The following is a 16,306-nucleotide window of genomic DNA, read 5'->3' on the forward strand; positions in this document are numbered from 1 at the left end:
GTTCCCCTTCGTTCCCCTGCGCCGGGACGGGCGCTAGCGTGCGTGACCATGACACCCGCTGCGATCACGGAGGTCCCCGCATGAAGCTGACCAGACGGAGCCTGCTCGCCGGGACGGCGGCGGCCTGTGCCGCCGGAGCGGCCGCCCCCGCGGCGCAGGCGGCACCCCGGCGCGGCGGCGGGCTGCGCACGGGCTTCGAGCGCCTGGCGGCGGACGGCTACGCGCTGCTCGCCGGTCAAAGGGTCGGCGTCGTCACCAACCCGACCGGGGTCACCCGCGACGTGCGGCACATCGTGGACGTCATGCACGCCGACCGCCGGGTCGAGCTGGTCGCCGTCTTCGGCCCCGAGCACGGCTTCCGCGGCACCGCCCAGGCGGGCGGGTCCGAGGGCCGCTACGACGACCCGGCGACCGGCCTGCCGGTCTACGACACCTACCTCAAGAGCGGCCGTCCGCTCGCCGACGTCTTCACGGCCTCCGGCGTCGACACCGTCGTCTTCGACATCCAGGACGTGGGCGCCCGCTTCTACACGTACATCTGGACGCTGTACGACTGCATGGAGGCGGCCGCGCTGGCCGGGAAGCGGTTCGTCGTGCTCGACCGGCCGAACCCGGTGTCCGGGCGCGAGGCCCTCGGGCCGGTCCTGCACCGGGAGTTCGCCACCTTCGTGGGGCGGCAGCCCATCTCCCAGGCGCACGGGATGACGGTCGTGGAACTGGCCCGGCTCTTCAACGGGGAGTTCCTGGCCTCGCCGGTGGCGCTGGAGACGGTGGCCATGACCGGCTGGAAGCGGTCGGACTTCTACGACGCCTCGGAGCTGCCGTGGGTGCCGCCGAGCCCGAACATGCCCACCCCGGACACCGCGCTGGTGTACTCGGGGACGTGCATGTTCGAGGGGACGAACCTCTCCGAGGGCCGTGGCACCACCCGCCCCTTCGAACTGCTCGGCGCCGAGGGCGTCGACGGACGCTGGGCGGCCGAGGCCGACGCGCTGGGCCTGCCGGGCGTGCGCTTCCGGGAGGCCTATTTCGCGCCGACCTTCTCCAAGTTCCAGGGCACCACGGTCGGCGGGGTCCAGGTGCACGTGACGGACCGGGCCGCCTTCGACCCGGTGCGCACCGGGATCGGGCTGCTGGTGACGGCGCGGAAGGTGTGGAGCGGCTTCGCCTGGCGCTCCGACGACTGGATCGACAAGCTCACCGGCTCCACCCGGGTGCGCACCATGATCGACTCCGGCGCGGACACCGGTGCCGTGGTGGCGGGGTGGCAGGAGGAACTGGCCGCGTTCCGGGCGGTGCGCCGGAGGTATCTCGTCCACGGATGAGCGTGCTGTCTGGCCAACTCCCCTCGTTCGCAGGACGATGCGCCCGCATCGTGCCGCCACGGGGGACGAGGGAGTCGGTCATGACGGATCCGGGAATGAGCGTGGCTCCGTACGCGGAGCTGACCTTCGACGCCGACGGCGACGTGGACGGCGGGGAACGGGACCGGCTGCTCGGCCTGACCGCCGGCCGCACGGTCCGTGACCTGGTCGTCTTCGCGCACGGCTGGAACAACGACCGCAGCACCGCGACGGCGCTCTACCGGCGTTTCTTCACGCCCTTCCCGGCGCTCGCCCCGGCGGCCCGGATCGGGTACGTGGGCGTGGTGTGGCCGTCGATGCGCTTCTGCGACGAGCCCGTCCCCGACTTCCCGCACTCCCCGGCGGCCGGGCCCGCCGCGCCGGGCACCCTGGACCCGGGCACCCGGGCCGCGCTGGCCGCCGCCTTCCCGGGCCGGGCGACGGTGCTCGACGACATCGCGGGCCTGCTGGAGTCGGGCCCCCGCACGGCACGGGAGCTGGAGGGGTTCGGCACGCTGGTGCGGCAGTTGGTCGCACCGGCCGGCGCGGCCGCGCCGGAGGAGTCCGCCGCGGACACCGCTGACGACGGCGTGCCCGGGATGTTCTCCCGCCCGGCGGCGGAGGTCTGCGGGGAGTTCGCCGAGGCGCTGGCCGGGCTCGGCAGCACGGACGGCGCGGAGGGCTTCGCCCTCCCGGACCTGCGGGCCGGGGCGCTGGAACTGCTGCGGCAGGCGACGTACTGGGAGATGAAGCGGCGCGCGGGCACGGTCGGCGAACGCGGGCTGGGTCCCCTGGTGGGCCGGCTGGCCTCGGCGGCGCCGGACGTCCGGGTGCATCTGGTGGGGCACAGCTTCGGCGGGCGCCTGGTGTCGTTCGCGCTGCGCGGCCTGCCCGCCGGGGTGCGCGCGGTGCGGTCCGTGACGCTGCTCCAAGGGGCCTTCTCCCACTACGCGTTCGCATCCGGGCTGCCCGGGGACGCGGGGGCGGGCGGGGTGCTGCGGGGGCGGGAGCAGCGGGTCGGCGGCCCCCTGGTGTGCTGCTTCTCCCGCTACGACGCGGCGCTCGGCACGTTCTACCCGCTGGCCTCGCGGGCGGCGGACGACGACCGGTCGCTGGCGGGTGTGGACGTGGGGCGGCTGCTCGGCCCGCGGTGGGGCGCGATGGGGCACGACGGTGTGCAGGGGGTGCCGGGCGTGCACGCGTGCACGCTGGCCGGGGCGCTGGCGGCGCCGCTGCCGGAGTCGGGCTGGGTGAACGTGGACGCGGCGGCCGTCGTCCGGCGGGGCGGCCCGCCGTCCGGGGCGCACAGCGACATCGTGCACCCCGAACTGGCGCGCCTGGTGCTGGCGGCGGGCCGCATCCGCTGACCGTCCCTGCGGGCCGCCGGGACCGGCGGCGGGCGCACGGCCCGCCGCCGGACGGGCGTCACCGGTGCGAGGTGAACTCCACCACCTGCTGGTAGGTGGGCCGGTTCTGCCAGCTGATCCGGCCGTGCTTGATGCCGCCCAGGGGGCGCTGGACGATCGAGTCCGCACACCACTGGTCGCCCGCCGCGCACTGGTCGTCGCCGGGGTAGACCTGGGCCGCGGTCCGGCCGGCCGCGTCCTTCAGCGTGCTGATCAGGAGGTCGCGGCAGGAGGTGAGGCTGCCGCCGCCGCAGTACTTCTGCGCCAGCGGGCCCCGCACGGTCTCACCGAGCACGGACCGGATGTCCTTGTCGACATAGCTCCACCAGCCGTACTGGAAGGAGCTTCCGGCGTGCGACCCGGTCGGGCCGTGCCCGGCCGACGGGGCCTCGTCGACGGGCAGGTTGTTCGTGATCGCGGTGTAGAGGTCGCTGCCGAGGCCCGGCTCGAACTCGGCCTTCACCAGCAGCGGCCACCAGGCGTCCAGGATCCGGATGGCGTCGGCGTCGGCGTAGGCGTGGGAGCCGGCCGAGGTCTCCGTGCGCCGGGCGCCCGCGGCGACCCAGGCCTGGAGCTTGTCCACGGCGGCCGCGGCGGTGGGGTCGCTCACCGGGGAACTGGTGACGACCTTCAGCAGCTTCGGCAGCACGTCCTCGGCCCGCAGGTCGGCCAGTGCCGCGTCCGCCATCGCCGCGGTCAGCGACGCCCGGGTCACCCCGCCCGCCGCCACCAGCCGCTTCACGCGGTCCTCCAGGAGGTCGCCGCGGTGCACCGAGCCCTCGCCCCAGGGCGCGGAGGCGTAGTCGGCGGCCTGCTTGTTGTTCCAGGAGACGTAGTAGTCCTGGTCGACGGAGTTGGGGTGCTGGGCGGGCGGGGTGTACTCGGCCGTGTTCGTCGCCGGGTCCCAGCCCCGCCACTCGTAGGCCGGCCGGGCCCACACCGGGAGGTCGGCGTCCACGCCGGACGCGCGCACCGGGTTGTCGCCGCTGTTGTAGTACGCGGTGTGCCGGGAGTCGGCGTACAGCCAGTTGAAGGTGAAGTTGATGTGCTGCGCCGCGCTCTGGAAGTCCTGCGGGCCCTTGACGTAGTCCGGGTCGTTCAGCATCTGGAAGCCGACGATGGAGTCGACCTCGTGGAGGTAGGAGGAGCGCAGGGTGGTGTAGGCGACCTTCTTGCCGCCGACGGTCGCCCGGTACTGCACGGGACCGTACTTGGTGCGCCACACGCGCATGGTGTAGGCGCCGGCGGCGGTGCCGTCGGCCACGGTCGGCGACCAGGAGTTCCGCTGCTCCACCTCGTCCATGGCCGTGCAGGTGCCGTGGTACAGGTAGTGGTGGTCGTCCTGGCAGAGCTCGACGGCGTAGGAGTCGATGATGTCCTGGCCGGAGGTCGTCGCACTCCAGGCGTAGTCCTGGCCGCGGCCCAGCTCGACGTACATGCTGAGGCCGGCGAAGGACGCGCCGCGGGCGCTGATCCCCGGCCCCTGGATCTCCTGGAGCATCAGCAGCTGCGGCGCGAAGTAGCCGGTCTGCGGGCCGAAGACGGCGACCGGGTGGCCGGACGCGGTGCTCCTGCCACCGACCACCAGGGCGTTGGACATGCCGCGCCGGGCCGAGCCGAGGGTGGCGCGGGCCGCGCCGGAGGAGACGCGGGTCGCGGCCGCGCCCGCCCCGGTGCCGCTGCGGTCGTAGACGAGCGGCTCCTGGACCACCGAGCCCGGGTCGGGCAGTGCCTCGCCCTGCGGGTCGTCGGGCCTGGTGGCGTACGGGAAGCTCCGGCCGTCGTGGACGGTGAGGACCGCCTCGGGGTCGTTGCGCTCGCGGAAGGACTCCCAGACCTTGGTGCCCTCCGCCACGCCGTACTTGGACTGGGCGGCCAGCAGGGAGAGCGCGTTGTCGACCTCGCCGCCGCCGCCGGAGCCGAAGAGCGAGCCGATCACGGAGGCCAGTGCCACCAGGTCGGTGATCTTGAAGTGGTCGATGGTGCCGGCGTTGGTGATCGCGTTCTTGTGGCCGGTGAGCACGTACTCGCCGGGGAAGTAGCGGCCCGCGTCGGAGGCGTCGATGTAGGCGTTGACGCCGGCGAGGTAGGCGTTGGCGTCGTCGAGGGACTGCCGGCCGCGGGCGCCGTTCTTCGCCACGGCGTTGTCGATCTGCGCCTGGAGGTCGGCCTCGGTGTACGGGGCGCTGCGGTAGAACTGCTGCTCCAGGCCCTGGTTGGCTGTCGCGCCGCCGGCGAAGGAGGTCAACTGGCCGCGCCCGACGTGCCGGAAGACGTCCATCAGCCACAGCCGGTCCTCGGCGGCGGCGTACCCGGCGCCGAACTCGGTGCCGTAGCGGGTCGTCCCCGTGATGTGCGGCACACCGGCCTTCCGGTCGCGGACGATCGTCACGTCGCTGCGCCCGGCGGGCCGCTCCGTGGAGGCGGCCTGGCCCGAAGGCACTCCGAAGGAGGCGTCGTTGAAGAAGTCGTTGATCTTGGCGTCGGTGAGTGCCGGGTAGCCCTTGGCCAGGCCGGCATAGGGTCCGAGCTGGTCCTCCGCATGGCCGGGCTGGGTGCCGAAGGCCTGGTTGAGGAGGATCTGCGCGAGGGTGGCGTTGCCGTTCTCGCCGGGCGGCAGGATGTCGGAGCACTGGCCGCCGCAGAGGTCGGCGCTCGCCGCGGCCGTGCGGCCCCCGGCGGCAACAGCCGGGGAAAAGGGCGACAAAAGACCGGCAATGAGGACGCATACGGAAGCGGACTTCAGGAACCCGATGTATCTGCGGGGAGTTCTCTCTCTGTCGAGCACGCGGGGTGGGGTGCACGGTGGCATGGCGGCTCCTCCCGACGGGGGTGGGGTGGCGGGACGTTACCGCCGGTATGGCCGAGTTGGAAGATGAACATGCGTCACTTTTTGGAGTCGCTGCGAGGAGGTCGGGCAGAAGGCGGGGTCATGGCGGGCATCGGAATACGGAGGGAGCCGAATCGGGTGTCGACACGTCTATTCGGCGACGTCCTTACGACGACGCCGAAGTGACCGCAGTACAGGTGCAGGTGTGACGGAGGTGCAGGACGATGGCAGGTTTCCGGAGTCTGGCGAGACAGGTGAGGGACCCGCGGTGCGATCTGGCGCTGCGGCGCTACTCGTTGCGCAAGTGCCTTGAGAGGTTCGCCCCTTACGGGCACAGGGCGACCTGGGACCATCTGTGCTCCCGATGGGGCTTCGGCCCCGAGGACCGCTCCCCCGACCCGGCGCGGCTCGTGGCCGCACTGGACGAGCTGGAGCAGGCACGCACGGTCTGGCTGGGCTACGAGGTCGAGTTCGCCGAGCGGCGGCGGAAGGAGAAGCACGACGGGCTGCGCAGGCCGGGCAGCGTCGACGACTGGCACCGGCTCACCTGGGGCGGTTTCGGGGTCGCCTGGTGCGACGAACCCCGGGTCCACCCGGGCGGACCGCTCGCCGAGGTGCTGCGCCGGCTGATCAGCGCACTGGAGCGGGCGCCGGGCTCGACCTGCCCGGCGTGCGGCGGCGAGCGCCTGGTGTGGCGGTACGGCCTGGACCACGAGCCGTCGTCCGGGCCGGTCTGCACGGACTGCGGCATCCTGGTGCCGCGGCCCGTCCTGACCGCCGAGGCACTGGCGGGGTCCCGGCGCGGCCCCCTGCTGATCTCGGCCTGAGCACACGGGGTGGGGGTGCGCCGCAGGCCGCACCCCCGTCCTCCCGGTCCCGGCCGGGCGGCGGGGACCATGGAGACATGCCGGTGCTGCAGGTCCGCCCGAACGGCGGCCGGAGCGCGGCCGCCCGCGCCCGGAGGCCGGCCGAGCCACCCGGGGCGGGGCGAGGGGCCCGCCCTCCGCATCAGGACGGGCCTTCCCCGACACGGAGGCGCATCGTGTCGACGGGCGGGTCAGTCGGCGGCCGGGGCCTCCGGACCGGCGCCGGGGGTGCCGCCGCGTCCCTGGTGCGCGGCGGGCGGGTGCTCGGCCATCAGGCGGGAGCCCGCCTGCCGTTCACCGAAGACGTCGTCGGGGTTGGAGAGCACGCAGCCCTCCAGGGACAGGCATCCGCAGCCGATGCAGTCGGTGAGGTGGTCCCGCAGCCGGTTGAGCTGCCGGATGCGCTCGTCCAGTTCCGCACGCCAGGCCTCGGACAGGCGCGCCCAGTCCTCGCGGGTGGGCGTCCGCTCCTCGGGCAGCCGGGCGAGTGCCTCCCGGATCGTGGCCAGCGGGATCCCGACGCGCTGCGCGGCCCGGACGAAGGCGACCCGGCGCAGGGTGTCGCGGGTGTAGCGGCGCTGGTTGCCCGCCGTGCGGCTGCTCCTGATCAGCCCCTTGGCCTCGTAGAAGTGCAGGGCGGACACGGCGGCGCCGCTGCGCGCGGACAGCTGGCCGACCGTCAGTTCGTGGACCTTCTCCGGAATCTGGGGCACCGTGCCGAGCCTAAGGGCTGTCCCGCGATCCCCGGTGGATCAGCGCACGGCGTCAGATGCGGTGCGTCGCAAGGCGGAGGGTCGTCCCCGTACTGGGCGCATTCGGGCGATCCGACAACGCGGCGAGGTGCCGTGGCCGCCGTCGTGCGCCCGCCGGGGATTGCGGGACAGCCCTTGGCGGCCGAGGTCCGGCCGGGTCCGTTGACAGGGCCCGCCCGCCCGACCATGCTAAGCAGTTGCTTAGACTAGGGCGTGCGGGCGACTCAGACACCGCACACGACCGAGCAACGCGAGAGGCCGGGCACATGGCAGAGCCGAGGATCTTCACGTCCGCCGACGAGCTGAAGGCGGCGGTGGGCGAGCAGCTGGGGCACACCGACTGGCTCGAGGTCGACCAGAAGCGGATCGACCTGTTCGCGGAGGCGACCGGCGACCACCAGTGGATCCACGTCGACCCGGAGAAGGCCGCGCAGGGCCCGTTCGGCACGACGATCGCGCACGGCTACCTGACCCTGTCGCTGCTCCCGCTCTTCGGTCCGCAGCTGATGGCGGTCGAGGGCGTGCGGATGGGCGTCAACTACGGCACCAACAAGGTCCGCTTCCCCGCCCCCGTCCCGGTCGGCTCCCGGCTGCGGGCGACCGCGGTGATCACGGGCGTCGAGGACGTGAAGGGCGGCCTCCAGGTGAGCGTGGCCTTCACCGTGGAGCGCGAGGGCGGCGACAAGCCGGTCTGCGTCGCGGAGTCGGTGGCGCGGTACTACGTGTAGGCGCGGCGCCGGTGCCCCGCCGTCCGCCCGGGGTGCGGGCGGACGGCGGGGCTCGGCGGAATCAGCGCCCCGCGCCCACCATCCGCAGGACGAGGCCGGCGTAGAGTTCGCCGACCTCCTCCGGGGTGCGGGGGCCGTCGACGTTGAACCAGCGGGCGACGTCGATGCACAGCGAGAGCACGGCGAGCGTGGTCCCCTGCACGTCGGCCACGTCGAACTCGCCGGACGCCACGCCGTCCTCGACGATCCCGCGGACCTCCGCGTCCACCCGGCGGCGCAGCGCGAGGATCTCGGCGCGGGCGTCCGGGCCCAGCGAGTCCAGCTCGTACTGCACGACGCGCGCGGTGGTGCGCCCGCCGGCGTGCCAGCGGACGAAGGAGCTGACGGCGTCGGCGAGCCGCTCGGTCGCGCTGCCCTCGCGCCGGGCCGCCACGCGCAGGATCTCCAGCGCCTTCTCGTGACCGATCCGGCTGATCCGGTGGAGGAGTTCCTCCTTGGTCTTGTAGTGGATGTAGAGCGCGGCCGGGCTCATGCCGGCGCGGCCCGCGATGTCGCGGGTCGTGGTCGCGTGGTAGCCCCGCTCGGCGAATGCCTCCACGGCGGCCACGAGCAGTCGCCGGGCCGCGTCGGGCGTGACCTCGCCCCATGGCTGCGCCTCGCCGGCCGTCTCCTCCGCCGTCGTCATCACTCGCCCCTCTCTCCGTCAGGGGCACCACCATACCGCCGAAGGTGAGCGCTCGCTTAGCGCGGACCGCCGGACGGGGGACGGCAACGTCAGAGCTTCTCGAAGGGGTCGTGCTCCGCGAGGAGCTTCTCCAGGCGGGCCTGGTCGACCCGGCTGACGATCTGCCCCGCCTCCTGGCGGTCGCGGATCACCTTGGCGAGGGTGAAGGCGGAGGTGACGAGGTACAGCACCGCGATGGCCAGGAAGGCCCGCACCCAGGCGTCCGCCTGCAGGCGGAAGATGCCGATCGCGGTCGCGGCCATGGCCACCGCGAAGGAGGCGACCGCCTGCCCGTAGTAGGCCGCGGTGTTCTGCTGCTTGACCGGTGTCTCACTCATGGGATCAGCTTCGGCGCGCACACCGGCCCCCACATCCGCGCGCGTACTCAGACGACGTACTCAGCCGCGCCGCGAGCGGGCCCCGCGCCCGGAGGCGGGACTCCTCAGAACGCGGAGACCCCGGTGAGCGCGCGGCCGATGACCAGTTTCTGGATCTGGCTGGTGCCCTCGTAGAGGGTCATCACCCGGGCGTCGCGCAGCAGTTTGCCGACGGGGTACTCGTCGATGTAGCCGTAGCCGCCGAAGACCTGCAGGGCGTTGTTGGCGGCGCGCACCGCGGCCTCGGACGCGAAGAGCTTGGCCTTGGAGGACTCCACCGCGAAGGGCTCCCCGCGGTCGATCAGGTCGGCGACCCGCCAGGTCAGCAGCCGGGCGGCGTCCACGTCGACGGCGATGTCGCTGATCAGCTCCTGGACGAGCTGGTGGTGCGCGATGGGCCGGCCGAACTGCTCCCGCTCCCCCGCGTACCCGACCGCCGCGTCCAGGGCGGCCTGGGCTATGCCGACACAGCCCGCCGCCACCGACATGCGGCCCTTGGCGAGGGCGGACATGGCCACGGAGAAGCCCTTGCCCTCGGGCGCCAGCAGCGCCGACGCGGGCACGCGGACGTCCTCCAGGACCAGCTCGGCGGTGGCCTGGCCGCGCAGGCCGAGCTTGCCGTGGATGGTGCGGCGGGTCAGGCCGGGCGTGTCGGCGGGGACCAGGAAGGCGGAGACTCCACGGTGGCCGGGGTCGTCCGTGGAGCGGGCGAAGAGCAGCACGACGTCGGCCCAGGTGCCGTTGGTGATGAACATCTTGGTGCCGTTGAGCACCCAGGAGTCGCCCTCGCGCACCGCGCGGGTGGCGAGGCTGCCGGCGTCGGACCCGGTGCCCGGCTCGGTCAGCCCGAAGCAGCCGACCAGCTCCCCGGAGGTCAGGCCCGGCAGCCAGCGGCGGCGCTGCTCCTCGCTGCCCCACGCGGCGATGGTCTTGGCCACCAGGCCGAGCGAGACGGAGACGATGCCGCGCACGGAGGAGTCGCCCCGGCCCAGCTCCTCGGTCACCAGGCAGTAGGAGAGGTGGTCGCCGCCCGAGCCGCCGTACTCCTCGCCGACGGTCAGCCCGAGGAAGCCGACCGCGCCGAGCTTCTTCACGATCGCCCGGTCGACCTCCTCGGCGCGGTCCCAGGCCACCACGTGGGGGGTGATCTCGCGCTCGACGAAGTCCCGCGCCAGCCGGCGGACGGCGCTCTGCTCCTCGCTGAGCCCGAGGTTCATGACGGATCACCCCACATGTGACGGACCGGGCCGGCCGGGCCTTTAATTAGCACTGCTAGTTTAAAGCTGCAGCCCTACTATGTGCGCCATGGCCCGACCGCGCAAGCCCCTCCTCAGCACCGACCGGATCGTCGCGACGGCACGGGCCCTCGTCGACGCGGAGGGCCTGGCGGCCGTCTCCACCCGGCGGCTGGCCGCGGAGCTCGGAGTGAGCGGGCCCTCGCTCTACAACCACTTCCGCACCAAGGACGAGATCCTGGAGGCGGTCGCGGACTCGGTGAGCGCCCAGGTCGACCTGGCGATGTTCGAGGACGCCCGGGACTGGCGCACCGCGCTGCACGACTGGGCGCTCTCCTACCGGGCCGCCCTGCGCGACCACCCGAACATCGTCCCGGTCCTCGCCCGCGGCCCCGGCCGCCGCCCGGCCGCGCTGCGCCTGGCCGACGCGGTGTACGGCGCGATGGTGGACGCGGGCTGGCCGCCCGCGCAGGCCACCTCGATCGGCGCCCTGATGCGGTACTTCGTCATGGGGTCGGCGCTCGGTTCCTTCGCCGGCGGCTTCGTGGGCGACGCCGGCGCCTACGACCCCGCCGACTACCCGCACCTCGGCCAGGCGCACCTGCTGGCCGAGCAGCAGGAGAAGATCGACGAGCGCGCCTTCGAGACGGGGCTGACCGCGTTGCTGGACGGGCTGGCGGAGCAGTACGGGCGGGTGGCCCGCCCGTCGTAGACCGCCGCCGCTCCGCCCGCCCCCGCCCGGTGGGCCGCAGGCCGGCCCGAAGGCCATGTCCGAAACCCGCGAGACCCGCCCGCCGCCGCCCCCGTAGCCTCGGACGCATGCCGAACACCCCCTCCTCCCGGCCGGCCGCGGTCGCGGCCGGCGTCACCGTCGCGCTCTGGGCCTCCGCCTTCGTCTCGATCCGCAGTGCGGGCGCCGCCTACGCGCCGGGCGCGCTGGCGCTGGGGCGGCTGCTGGCCGGGGCGGTGACGCTCGGGGTGATCTGCCTCGTACGGCGGGAGGGATGGCCGCCGCGGGCCGCCTGGCCCGGGATCGCCGTCTCCGGGCTCCTCTGGTTCGGCTTCTACATGGTCGCCCTGAACTGGGGCGAGCAGCAGGTCGACGCCGGCACGGCGGCCCTGGTCGTCAACATCGGCCCGCTGCTGATCGCCCTGCTCGGGGCGCGGCTGCTGGGGGACTCCCTGCCGCCGCGGCTGCTGGCGGGGATGGCGGTGTCGTTCGCGGGCGCGGTGACGGTGGGCCTGTCGATGTCGGGCCGGGGCGGTGCCTCGGTGCTCGGGGTGGTGCTGTGCCTGCTGGCGGCGGTCGCCTACGCCTCCGGGGTCGTCGCGCAGAAGCCGGCGCTGGGGCGGGCGAGCGCGTTGCAGGTGACGACCTTCGGCTGCCTGGTCGGGGCGGTGGTGTGCCTGCCGTTCGCCGGGCAGCTGGTGACGGACGCGGCCCGCGCCCCGCTGACGGCCACGCTCAACATGGTCTACCTGGGTGTCTTCCCGACCGCGCTGGCCTTCACGACCTGGGCCTACGCCCTGGCCCGGACGACGGCGGGCCGGATGGGCGCGACCACGTACGCCGTCCCGGCGCTGGTCGTGCTGATGTCGTGGCTGGCGCTCGGAGAAGTGCCGGGTCCGGTCACACTGGCGGGCGGCGCGCTGTGCCTCGCGGGCGTGGCGGTGTCCCGCTCCGGCTCCCGGTCCCCCCGCCCGGCCGCGGGCGCGGCGGCCACGGCGGACCCCCTGCCGCAGGCGGTCCCGGCACCCCCCGATCAGGAGCCGGAACCCCGGCCCGAGCGGGCGCCGTAGGGACGCACGGGCACGCCTTCGCCGTACGGGGAGCCGGGGCGCCCGGGGCCCGAGGCCCCCGGCGCCCGCCGCGAGGGCGTGCACGCGGGCCTCGCGCCCTAGAAGACCACCAGCGCGCGGCCGCCCTTGCCGGAGGTCATGTTCTCGAAGGCGGCCGGGATGCCGTCCAGGGCGATCCGGTCGGTGACCAGGACGCTCAGGTCCAGGCGCCCCGCGCGCACGTGCTCGGCCAGGACCGGCAGGTCCTTCGCCGGGTCCGCGTTGCCGTAGACGCAGCCGGACAGGGTGCGCCCCCAGTGGAAGAGCTCCAGCGCGTTGAAGGTGACCTGCTGGTCCTTGCCGCCGATGCCGACGACCGTGGTCCGGCCGCCGCGGCGGGTCGACTCCCAGGCGGCGCGGATGCTGACCGCGCGGCCCACGCACTCCACGGCCACGTCGACGCCCTGGCGGCCGGTCAGCGCCCGGATCGCGCGCGGGGTCTCCTCGGAGGCGACGACGTAGTCGGTGGCCCCGGCGGCGCGGGCCAGTTCCTCCTTCTCCGGGGAGACGTCGACGGCGACGATCCGGGAGGCCCCGGCGATCCGCGCGGCCTGGAGGGTGGCCAGTCCGACGCCGCCGGCGCCGAACACCGCCACCGTCTCACCGGCCCGGACCCGCGCCGCGTGGTGCACGGCGCCGTACCCGGTGAGCACGGCGCAGCCGAGGAGCGCCGCGTCGGTGAGCGGGACGCCGGGCGGCAGGGGCAGCACGCAGGCGGCGGCGACCACGGTCTCCTCGGCGAAGGCCGCGACGTTGAGGCCGGGATGCACCTCCCGGCCGTCGGCGGTGCGGGCATGGACGGCGGCGGCGCCGTCCAGCGCGTGGGCGCACAGCCAGACCTCGCCGAGCATGCAGGCATGGCAACTGCCGCAGGAGGGGGCCCAGTTGAGCACCACTTCGTCCCCGGGGGCGACATGGGCGACCCCGGGGCCGACGGAGACGACGGTGCCCGCGCCCTCGTGGCCGAGGACGGCGGGCGCCGGGACCCGCATGGTGCCGTCGGACAGCGACAGGTCGGAGTGGCAGACCCCGGCGGCGGCGAGGCGCACCCGGACCTGGCCGGGACCCGGCTCCGGGAGCTCGATCGCGGTGATCTCCAGCGGCGATCCGACGGCGGGGAGGACGGCGGCGCGTACGGCCATGGCGGGCAGCGCTCCTAGAACTGGAGGGACTTGGTCTGAAGGTACTCGGTGAGGCCGTGCGGGCCGAGCTCCCGGCCGACGCCCGACTGCTTGTACCCGCCGAAGGGGGCGAGCGGGTTGAAGCGGCCGCCGTTGATGTCGACCTGGCCGGTCTCCATGCGGCGGGCGAAGGCCACCGCCTCGGACTCCTCCGCCGCCCACACGGCTCCGGCGAGTCCGTAGACCGTGCCGTTGGCGATGCGCAGGGCGTCCTCCTCGTCCTCGTAGGCGAGGACGCAGAGCACCGGGCCGAAGATCTCCTCCTGCGCCACGGTCATGCCGGGGGTGACGTCGGCGAGGACCGTGGGGCTGACGTAGTAGCCCCGCTCGCGGGGCGACTCGGGGCCGCCGGCGGCCAGGCGGGCGCCCTCGGCCAGGCCCTTCTCGATGTACCCGCGCACGCGGTCGCGCTGGCGGGCGCTGACCAGCGGGCCGATGCGGTCGGCGTACTTCTCGGCGGCCGCGGCGGCGAGGGCGACCGCCTCGTCGTACCGGTCGCGGTGCACCAGCATCCGGGTCCATGCGCTGCACGTCTGGCCGGAGTTGGACATGACGTTGGCGACACCGACGTTGACCGCCCGGGCCAGGTCGGCGCCGGGCAGGACGACGTTGGCGGACTTGCCGCCGAGCTCCAGGGCGGTGCGCTTCACGGCGGCGCCGGCGGTCGCGCCGATCCGACGGCCCACGGCGGTGGAGCCGGTGAAGGAGACGAGGTCGACGCCGGGGTGTTCGGCGAGGGCCTGCCCGGCGACCGGACCGAGGCCGGTGACCAGGTTGAAGACACCGGCCGGGACGCCGGCCTCGTGCACCGCCGCGGCGAACAGGCGGGCGGTGAGCGGGGTGTCCTCGGCGGGCTTCAGCACGATGGTGCAGCCCGCGGCCAGGGCGGGGGCGACCTTGGCGACGATCTGGTGGAGGGGATAGTTCCAGGGGGTGATCGCGCCGACCACGCCGACCGGTTCCAGGTGGACGGTGGAGTTGCCGAGACGCTCCTCGAAGGCGTACGTGGCCGCGAGTTCGGCGTAGGAGCCGGCGACGGCGATCGGCAGGGCGGTGTGGACGGCTTGCGAGAGGGCGAGCGGCGAGCCGAGTTCGGCGGTGACGGTCTCCGCGATCTCGTCCTTGCGGGCGGCGAGGCGGTCACGGAGGGCGCTCAGGACGGCGGCCCGTTCGGCGGGCGGGGTCGCCGCCCAGCCGGGGAGGGCGGCGCGGGCGGCCCGTACGGCGGCGTCGACGTCCTCGGCGGTTCCGGCCGGAACGGTGGCGATGACCTGCTCCTCGACCGGGTTCACGACCTCGATGACGTCCCGGCCCCCGGCGGGGCGCCAGGCGCCGTCGATGTACATGCCGTCGTGTGCCTTCATCGTGCTCCTCCGGGCGGGGTGGGGCGCCGCGTCGCGACCTGCCGACAGTCCCACAAACTAGCGCCGATAGTTTTCCGGCGCCAGACGCCCGCTGCCCGTGGTGCCCGACGAGGGACGGCGCTCCCGGCGGCATGCCCCCGGCCGCCGCGTTCCGGGGCGGTGGCCCGGCCCGGGTCAGGTCGTCGACGTCAGGTGGGCGAAGACGACGACGTTGCTGGTGTAGCCGGTCCTGCGGGTGTAGAGGCCTCCGCAGGTGATGACCCGGAGTTCGGGCCGGCGGCTCGGGCCGTACACCTCCTTGTCGGGGAATCCGGACTTGTCGAAGACCCGCACCTTGTCGACGGTGTAGACGGCGGTGCGGCCGTCCTCCCGCCGGGCCTCGATCCGGCTGCCGGCGGCCAGCTGCCCGAGCGCGGCGAAGACGGCGGCACCCGTCCTCGTGTCCCGGTGCCCGACGGCGAGGGCGGTGCCGGACTCGCCCGGTGTGGGCCCGTCGGCGTACCAGCCGGCCAGCCGGGGCCGGTCGACCGGCGGCGTCTCCAGTTCCCGGTGGGCGTCGAGCCGGACGCCGACGAGGGGGGTGTCGATGCCGAGGGAGGGGATCCGCAGCGAGGTCGCCCGGGAGCGGGGCAGCGGCCGCGGCGCGGCCGAGCCGGACGCCGCGGCGTCCCCGCCGGCCGGCGCGGGCGGCTCGCCGGGCCCCCCGCACCGGACCCCCGCCGTCACCAGGAGGACCGCCAGCACGGTCGTCCGGGTGAGCCGGAAGGCGCGGGTCCGGTACCAGGGCCGCCTGCGTCTGCGCCTACGCGGCACCATGGTTGCGCCGGCGGATCATCCGCAGGTACACGACGCCGCTGATCACGACGAGGCCGACGGCCGCGGCACCGGCCACCGGGGAGAAGGCCGCGGCCGCCGAGACGAGCCCGCCGCCGCCGGCGTGGACCCCGCCCTGCGGCCCGCCCCGGTGGTCGCCCTCCGCCGTCGCCGCACCGTGCTGGTCGCCGTCGCCCCGGCCCTGCTCCTCACCGCCGCGGCCCGGGTCCTCGATCCGTCCGCCCGGGCCCAGCGCGCCGCCGGGCCGCGTGTTCTCCTCACGGCAGTGGACGCGGAAGATCTTCTCCTTGGGGTTGCCGCCGGGCACGACCCAGACGAGCTTGTACTGGCCGTCGGTCAGCCCGATCGGGTCGGTGTGCCCGGCGCCGCCGGCTAGGACGACGGAGCCGGTGACGGTGGAGGCGGTCGGCAGCGGGGGCTGCGCCTGGATGGTGTAGGTGACGGCGGTGAGCGCGTCGAAGTTCACGCCGTCGAGGTAGAACCGGCACACCACGGGGTCGTCCTTGGAGACGCCGAAGGGCACGCCCACCCGGTGGATCTTGATGTCACCGTTGTCGCCGGGGGCGGCGACGGCGGCCGGGGCCGCCAGCCACGAGGCGCCCACCGCGGTGAAGGCCGCGAGTGCGGCGACGGCGCCGGCACGGGTGCCGTTGATGCGTGGGAGTGTCAGGGTGGGCATGCGAGTTCCTCCGAGTCAGACGATTTTCATACAAATCATTCTTCGATCTGACTCTCTTTCACATCGCCCCGCCCAACCGGGCATCGTCGCCCGACGCGCCGTCGGATATCGCCCTTCCGGCCCAACCCGGGACGCACGGGCTGCCCGT

The 16,306-nt window shown here is 74.3% G+C and carries 15 protein-coding genes; 6 read left to right on the forward strand and 9 right to left on the reverse strand.

Translation table 11 applies throughout. The features are described from left to right. Positions 1-80 precede the first annotated feature (80 nt). On the forward strand, positions 81-1,325 hold the full coding sequence (locus P3H78_RS15105) for an exo-beta-N-acetylmuramidase NamZ family protein (protein ID WP_276109481.1): 1,245 nt from the start codon (positions 81-83) through the stop codon (positions 1,323-1,325). 80 nt (positions 1,326-1,405) lie between these two features. After that, a complete protein-coding gene (locus P3H78_RS15110) occupies positions 1,406-2,710 on the forward strand; it encodes a serine-threonine protein kinase (protein WP_276109482.1) in 1,305 nt (434 codons plus the stop codon). A 58-nt stretch (positions 2,711-2,768) separates the two neighbouring features. Here P3H78_RS15110 and P3H78_RS15115 read toward each other — a convergent pair whose 3' ends face one another. Further along, on the reverse strand, positions 2,769-5,561 hold the full coding sequence (locus P3H78_RS15115; RefSeq protein WP_276109483.1) for a penicillin acylase family protein: 2,793 nt from the start codon (positions 5,559-5,561) through the stop codon (positions 2,769-2,771). A gap of 242 nt (positions 5,562-5,803) precedes the next feature. Here P3H78_RS15115 and P3H78_RS15120 point away from each other — a divergent pair, with 242 nt between their 5' ends. Continuing rightward, complete coding sequence (locus P3H78_RS15120; RefSeq protein ID WP_276109484.1) at positions 5,804-6,406, forward strand: hypothetical protein; 603 nt, start codon at positions 5,804-5,806, stop codon at positions 6,404-6,406. A 230-nt stretch (positions 6,407-6,636) separates the two neighbouring features. Here P3H78_RS15120 and soxR read toward each other — a convergent pair whose 3' ends face one another. Beyond that, positions 6,637-7,158, reverse strand: a complete 522-nt coding sequence (gene soxR, locus P3H78_RS15125) for a redox-sensitive transcriptional activator SoxR (protein WP_276109485.1) — start codon at positions 7,156-7,158, stop codon at positions 6,637-6,639. 305 nt (positions 7,159-7,463) lie between these two features. Here soxR and P3H78_RS15130 point away from each other — a divergent pair, with 305 nt between their 5' ends. Beyond that, positions 7,464-7,925, forward strand: a complete 462-nt coding sequence (locus P3H78_RS15130) for a MaoC family dehydratase (protein WP_276109486.1) — start codon at positions 7,464-7,466, stop codon at positions 7,923-7,925. Positions 7,926-7,986: 61 nt separating this feature from the next. On the opposite strand, the gene P3H78_RS15135 is transcribed toward P3H78_RS15130, so the two are convergent. The 3 genes from P3H78_RS15135 to P3H78_RS15145 all read right to left on the reverse strand — a co-directional run bounded on the left by P3H78_RS15135 (position 7,987) and on the right by P3H78_RS15145 (position 10,243). Beyond that, entirely contained in the window at positions 7,987-8,610 is a 624-nt protein-coding gene (locus P3H78_RS15135) for a TetR/AcrR family transcriptional regulator (protein WP_276109487.1), read from the reverse strand. A gap of 89 nt (positions 8,611-8,699) precedes the next feature. Further along, positions 8,700-8,987, reverse strand: a complete 288-nt coding sequence (locus P3H78_RS15140) for a YiaA/YiaB family inner membrane protein (RefSeq protein WP_276109488.1) — start codon at positions 8,985-8,987, stop codon at positions 8,700-8,702. Between the two features lie 104 nt (positions 8,988-9,091). After that, entirely contained in the window at positions 9,092-10,243 is a 1,152-nt protein-coding gene (locus P3H78_RS15145) for an acyl-CoA dehydrogenase family protein (protein ID WP_276109489.1), read from the reverse strand. Positions 10,244-10,331: 88 nt separating this feature from the next. Here P3H78_RS15145 and P3H78_RS15150 point away from each other — a divergent pair, with 88 nt between their 5' ends. Together P3H78_RS15150 and P3H78_RS15155 are read left to right on the forward strand one after the other, a co-directional pair. Continuing rightward, complete coding sequence (locus P3H78_RS15150; protein ID WP_276109490.1) at positions 10,332-10,973, forward strand: TetR/AcrR family transcriptional regulator; 642 nt, start codon at positions 10,332-10,334, stop codon at positions 10,971-10,973. Between the two features lie 107 nt (positions 10,974-11,080). Continuing rightward, a complete protein-coding gene (locus tag P3H78_RS15155; RefSeq protein WP_276109491.1) occupies positions 11,081-12,061 on the forward strand; it encodes a DMT family transporter in 981 nt (326 codons plus the stop codon). Between the two features lie 98 nt (positions 12,062-12,159). On the opposite strand, the gene P3H78_RS15160 is transcribed toward P3H78_RS15155, so the two are convergent. The 4 genes from P3H78_RS15160 to P3H78_RS15175 form a co-directional block, all read right to left on the reverse strand. After that, positions 12,160-13,242, reverse strand: coding sequence for a Zn-dependent alcohol dehydrogenase (locus P3H78_RS15160; RefSeq protein ID WP_276109492.1), 1,083 nt, complete (start codon positions 13,240-13,242; stop codon positions 12,160-12,162). Between the two features lie 14 nt (positions 13,243-13,256). Then, entirely contained in the window at positions 13,257-14,645 is a 1,389-nt protein-coding gene (locus P3H78_RS15165) for an aldehyde dehydrogenase family protein (RefSeq protein WP_276109493.1), read from the reverse strand. A gap of 174 nt (positions 14,646-14,819) precedes the next feature. After that, positions 14,820-15,461: a class F sortase gene (locus tag P3H78_RS15170; protein ID WP_276109494.1), complete on the reverse strand. Its 642-nt coding sequence runs from the start codon at positions 15,459-15,461 to the stop codon at positions 14,820-14,822. Continuing rightward, entirely contained in the window at positions 15,448-16,158 is a 711-nt protein-coding gene (locus P3H78_RS15175) for a hypothetical protein (RefSeq protein ID WP_276109495.1), read from the reverse strand. Before P3H78_RS15175 ends, P3H78_RS15170 begins: the two co-directional genes overlap by 14 nt. Positions 16,159-16,306: the final 148 nt, after the last annotated feature.

Origin of the sequence: Streptomyces tropicalis, from assembly GCF_029269835.1 — a bacterium.
Classification (GTDB): domain Bacteria; phylum Actinomycetota; class Actinomycetes; order Streptomycetales; family Streptomycetaceae; genus Streptomyces; species Streptomyces tropicalis.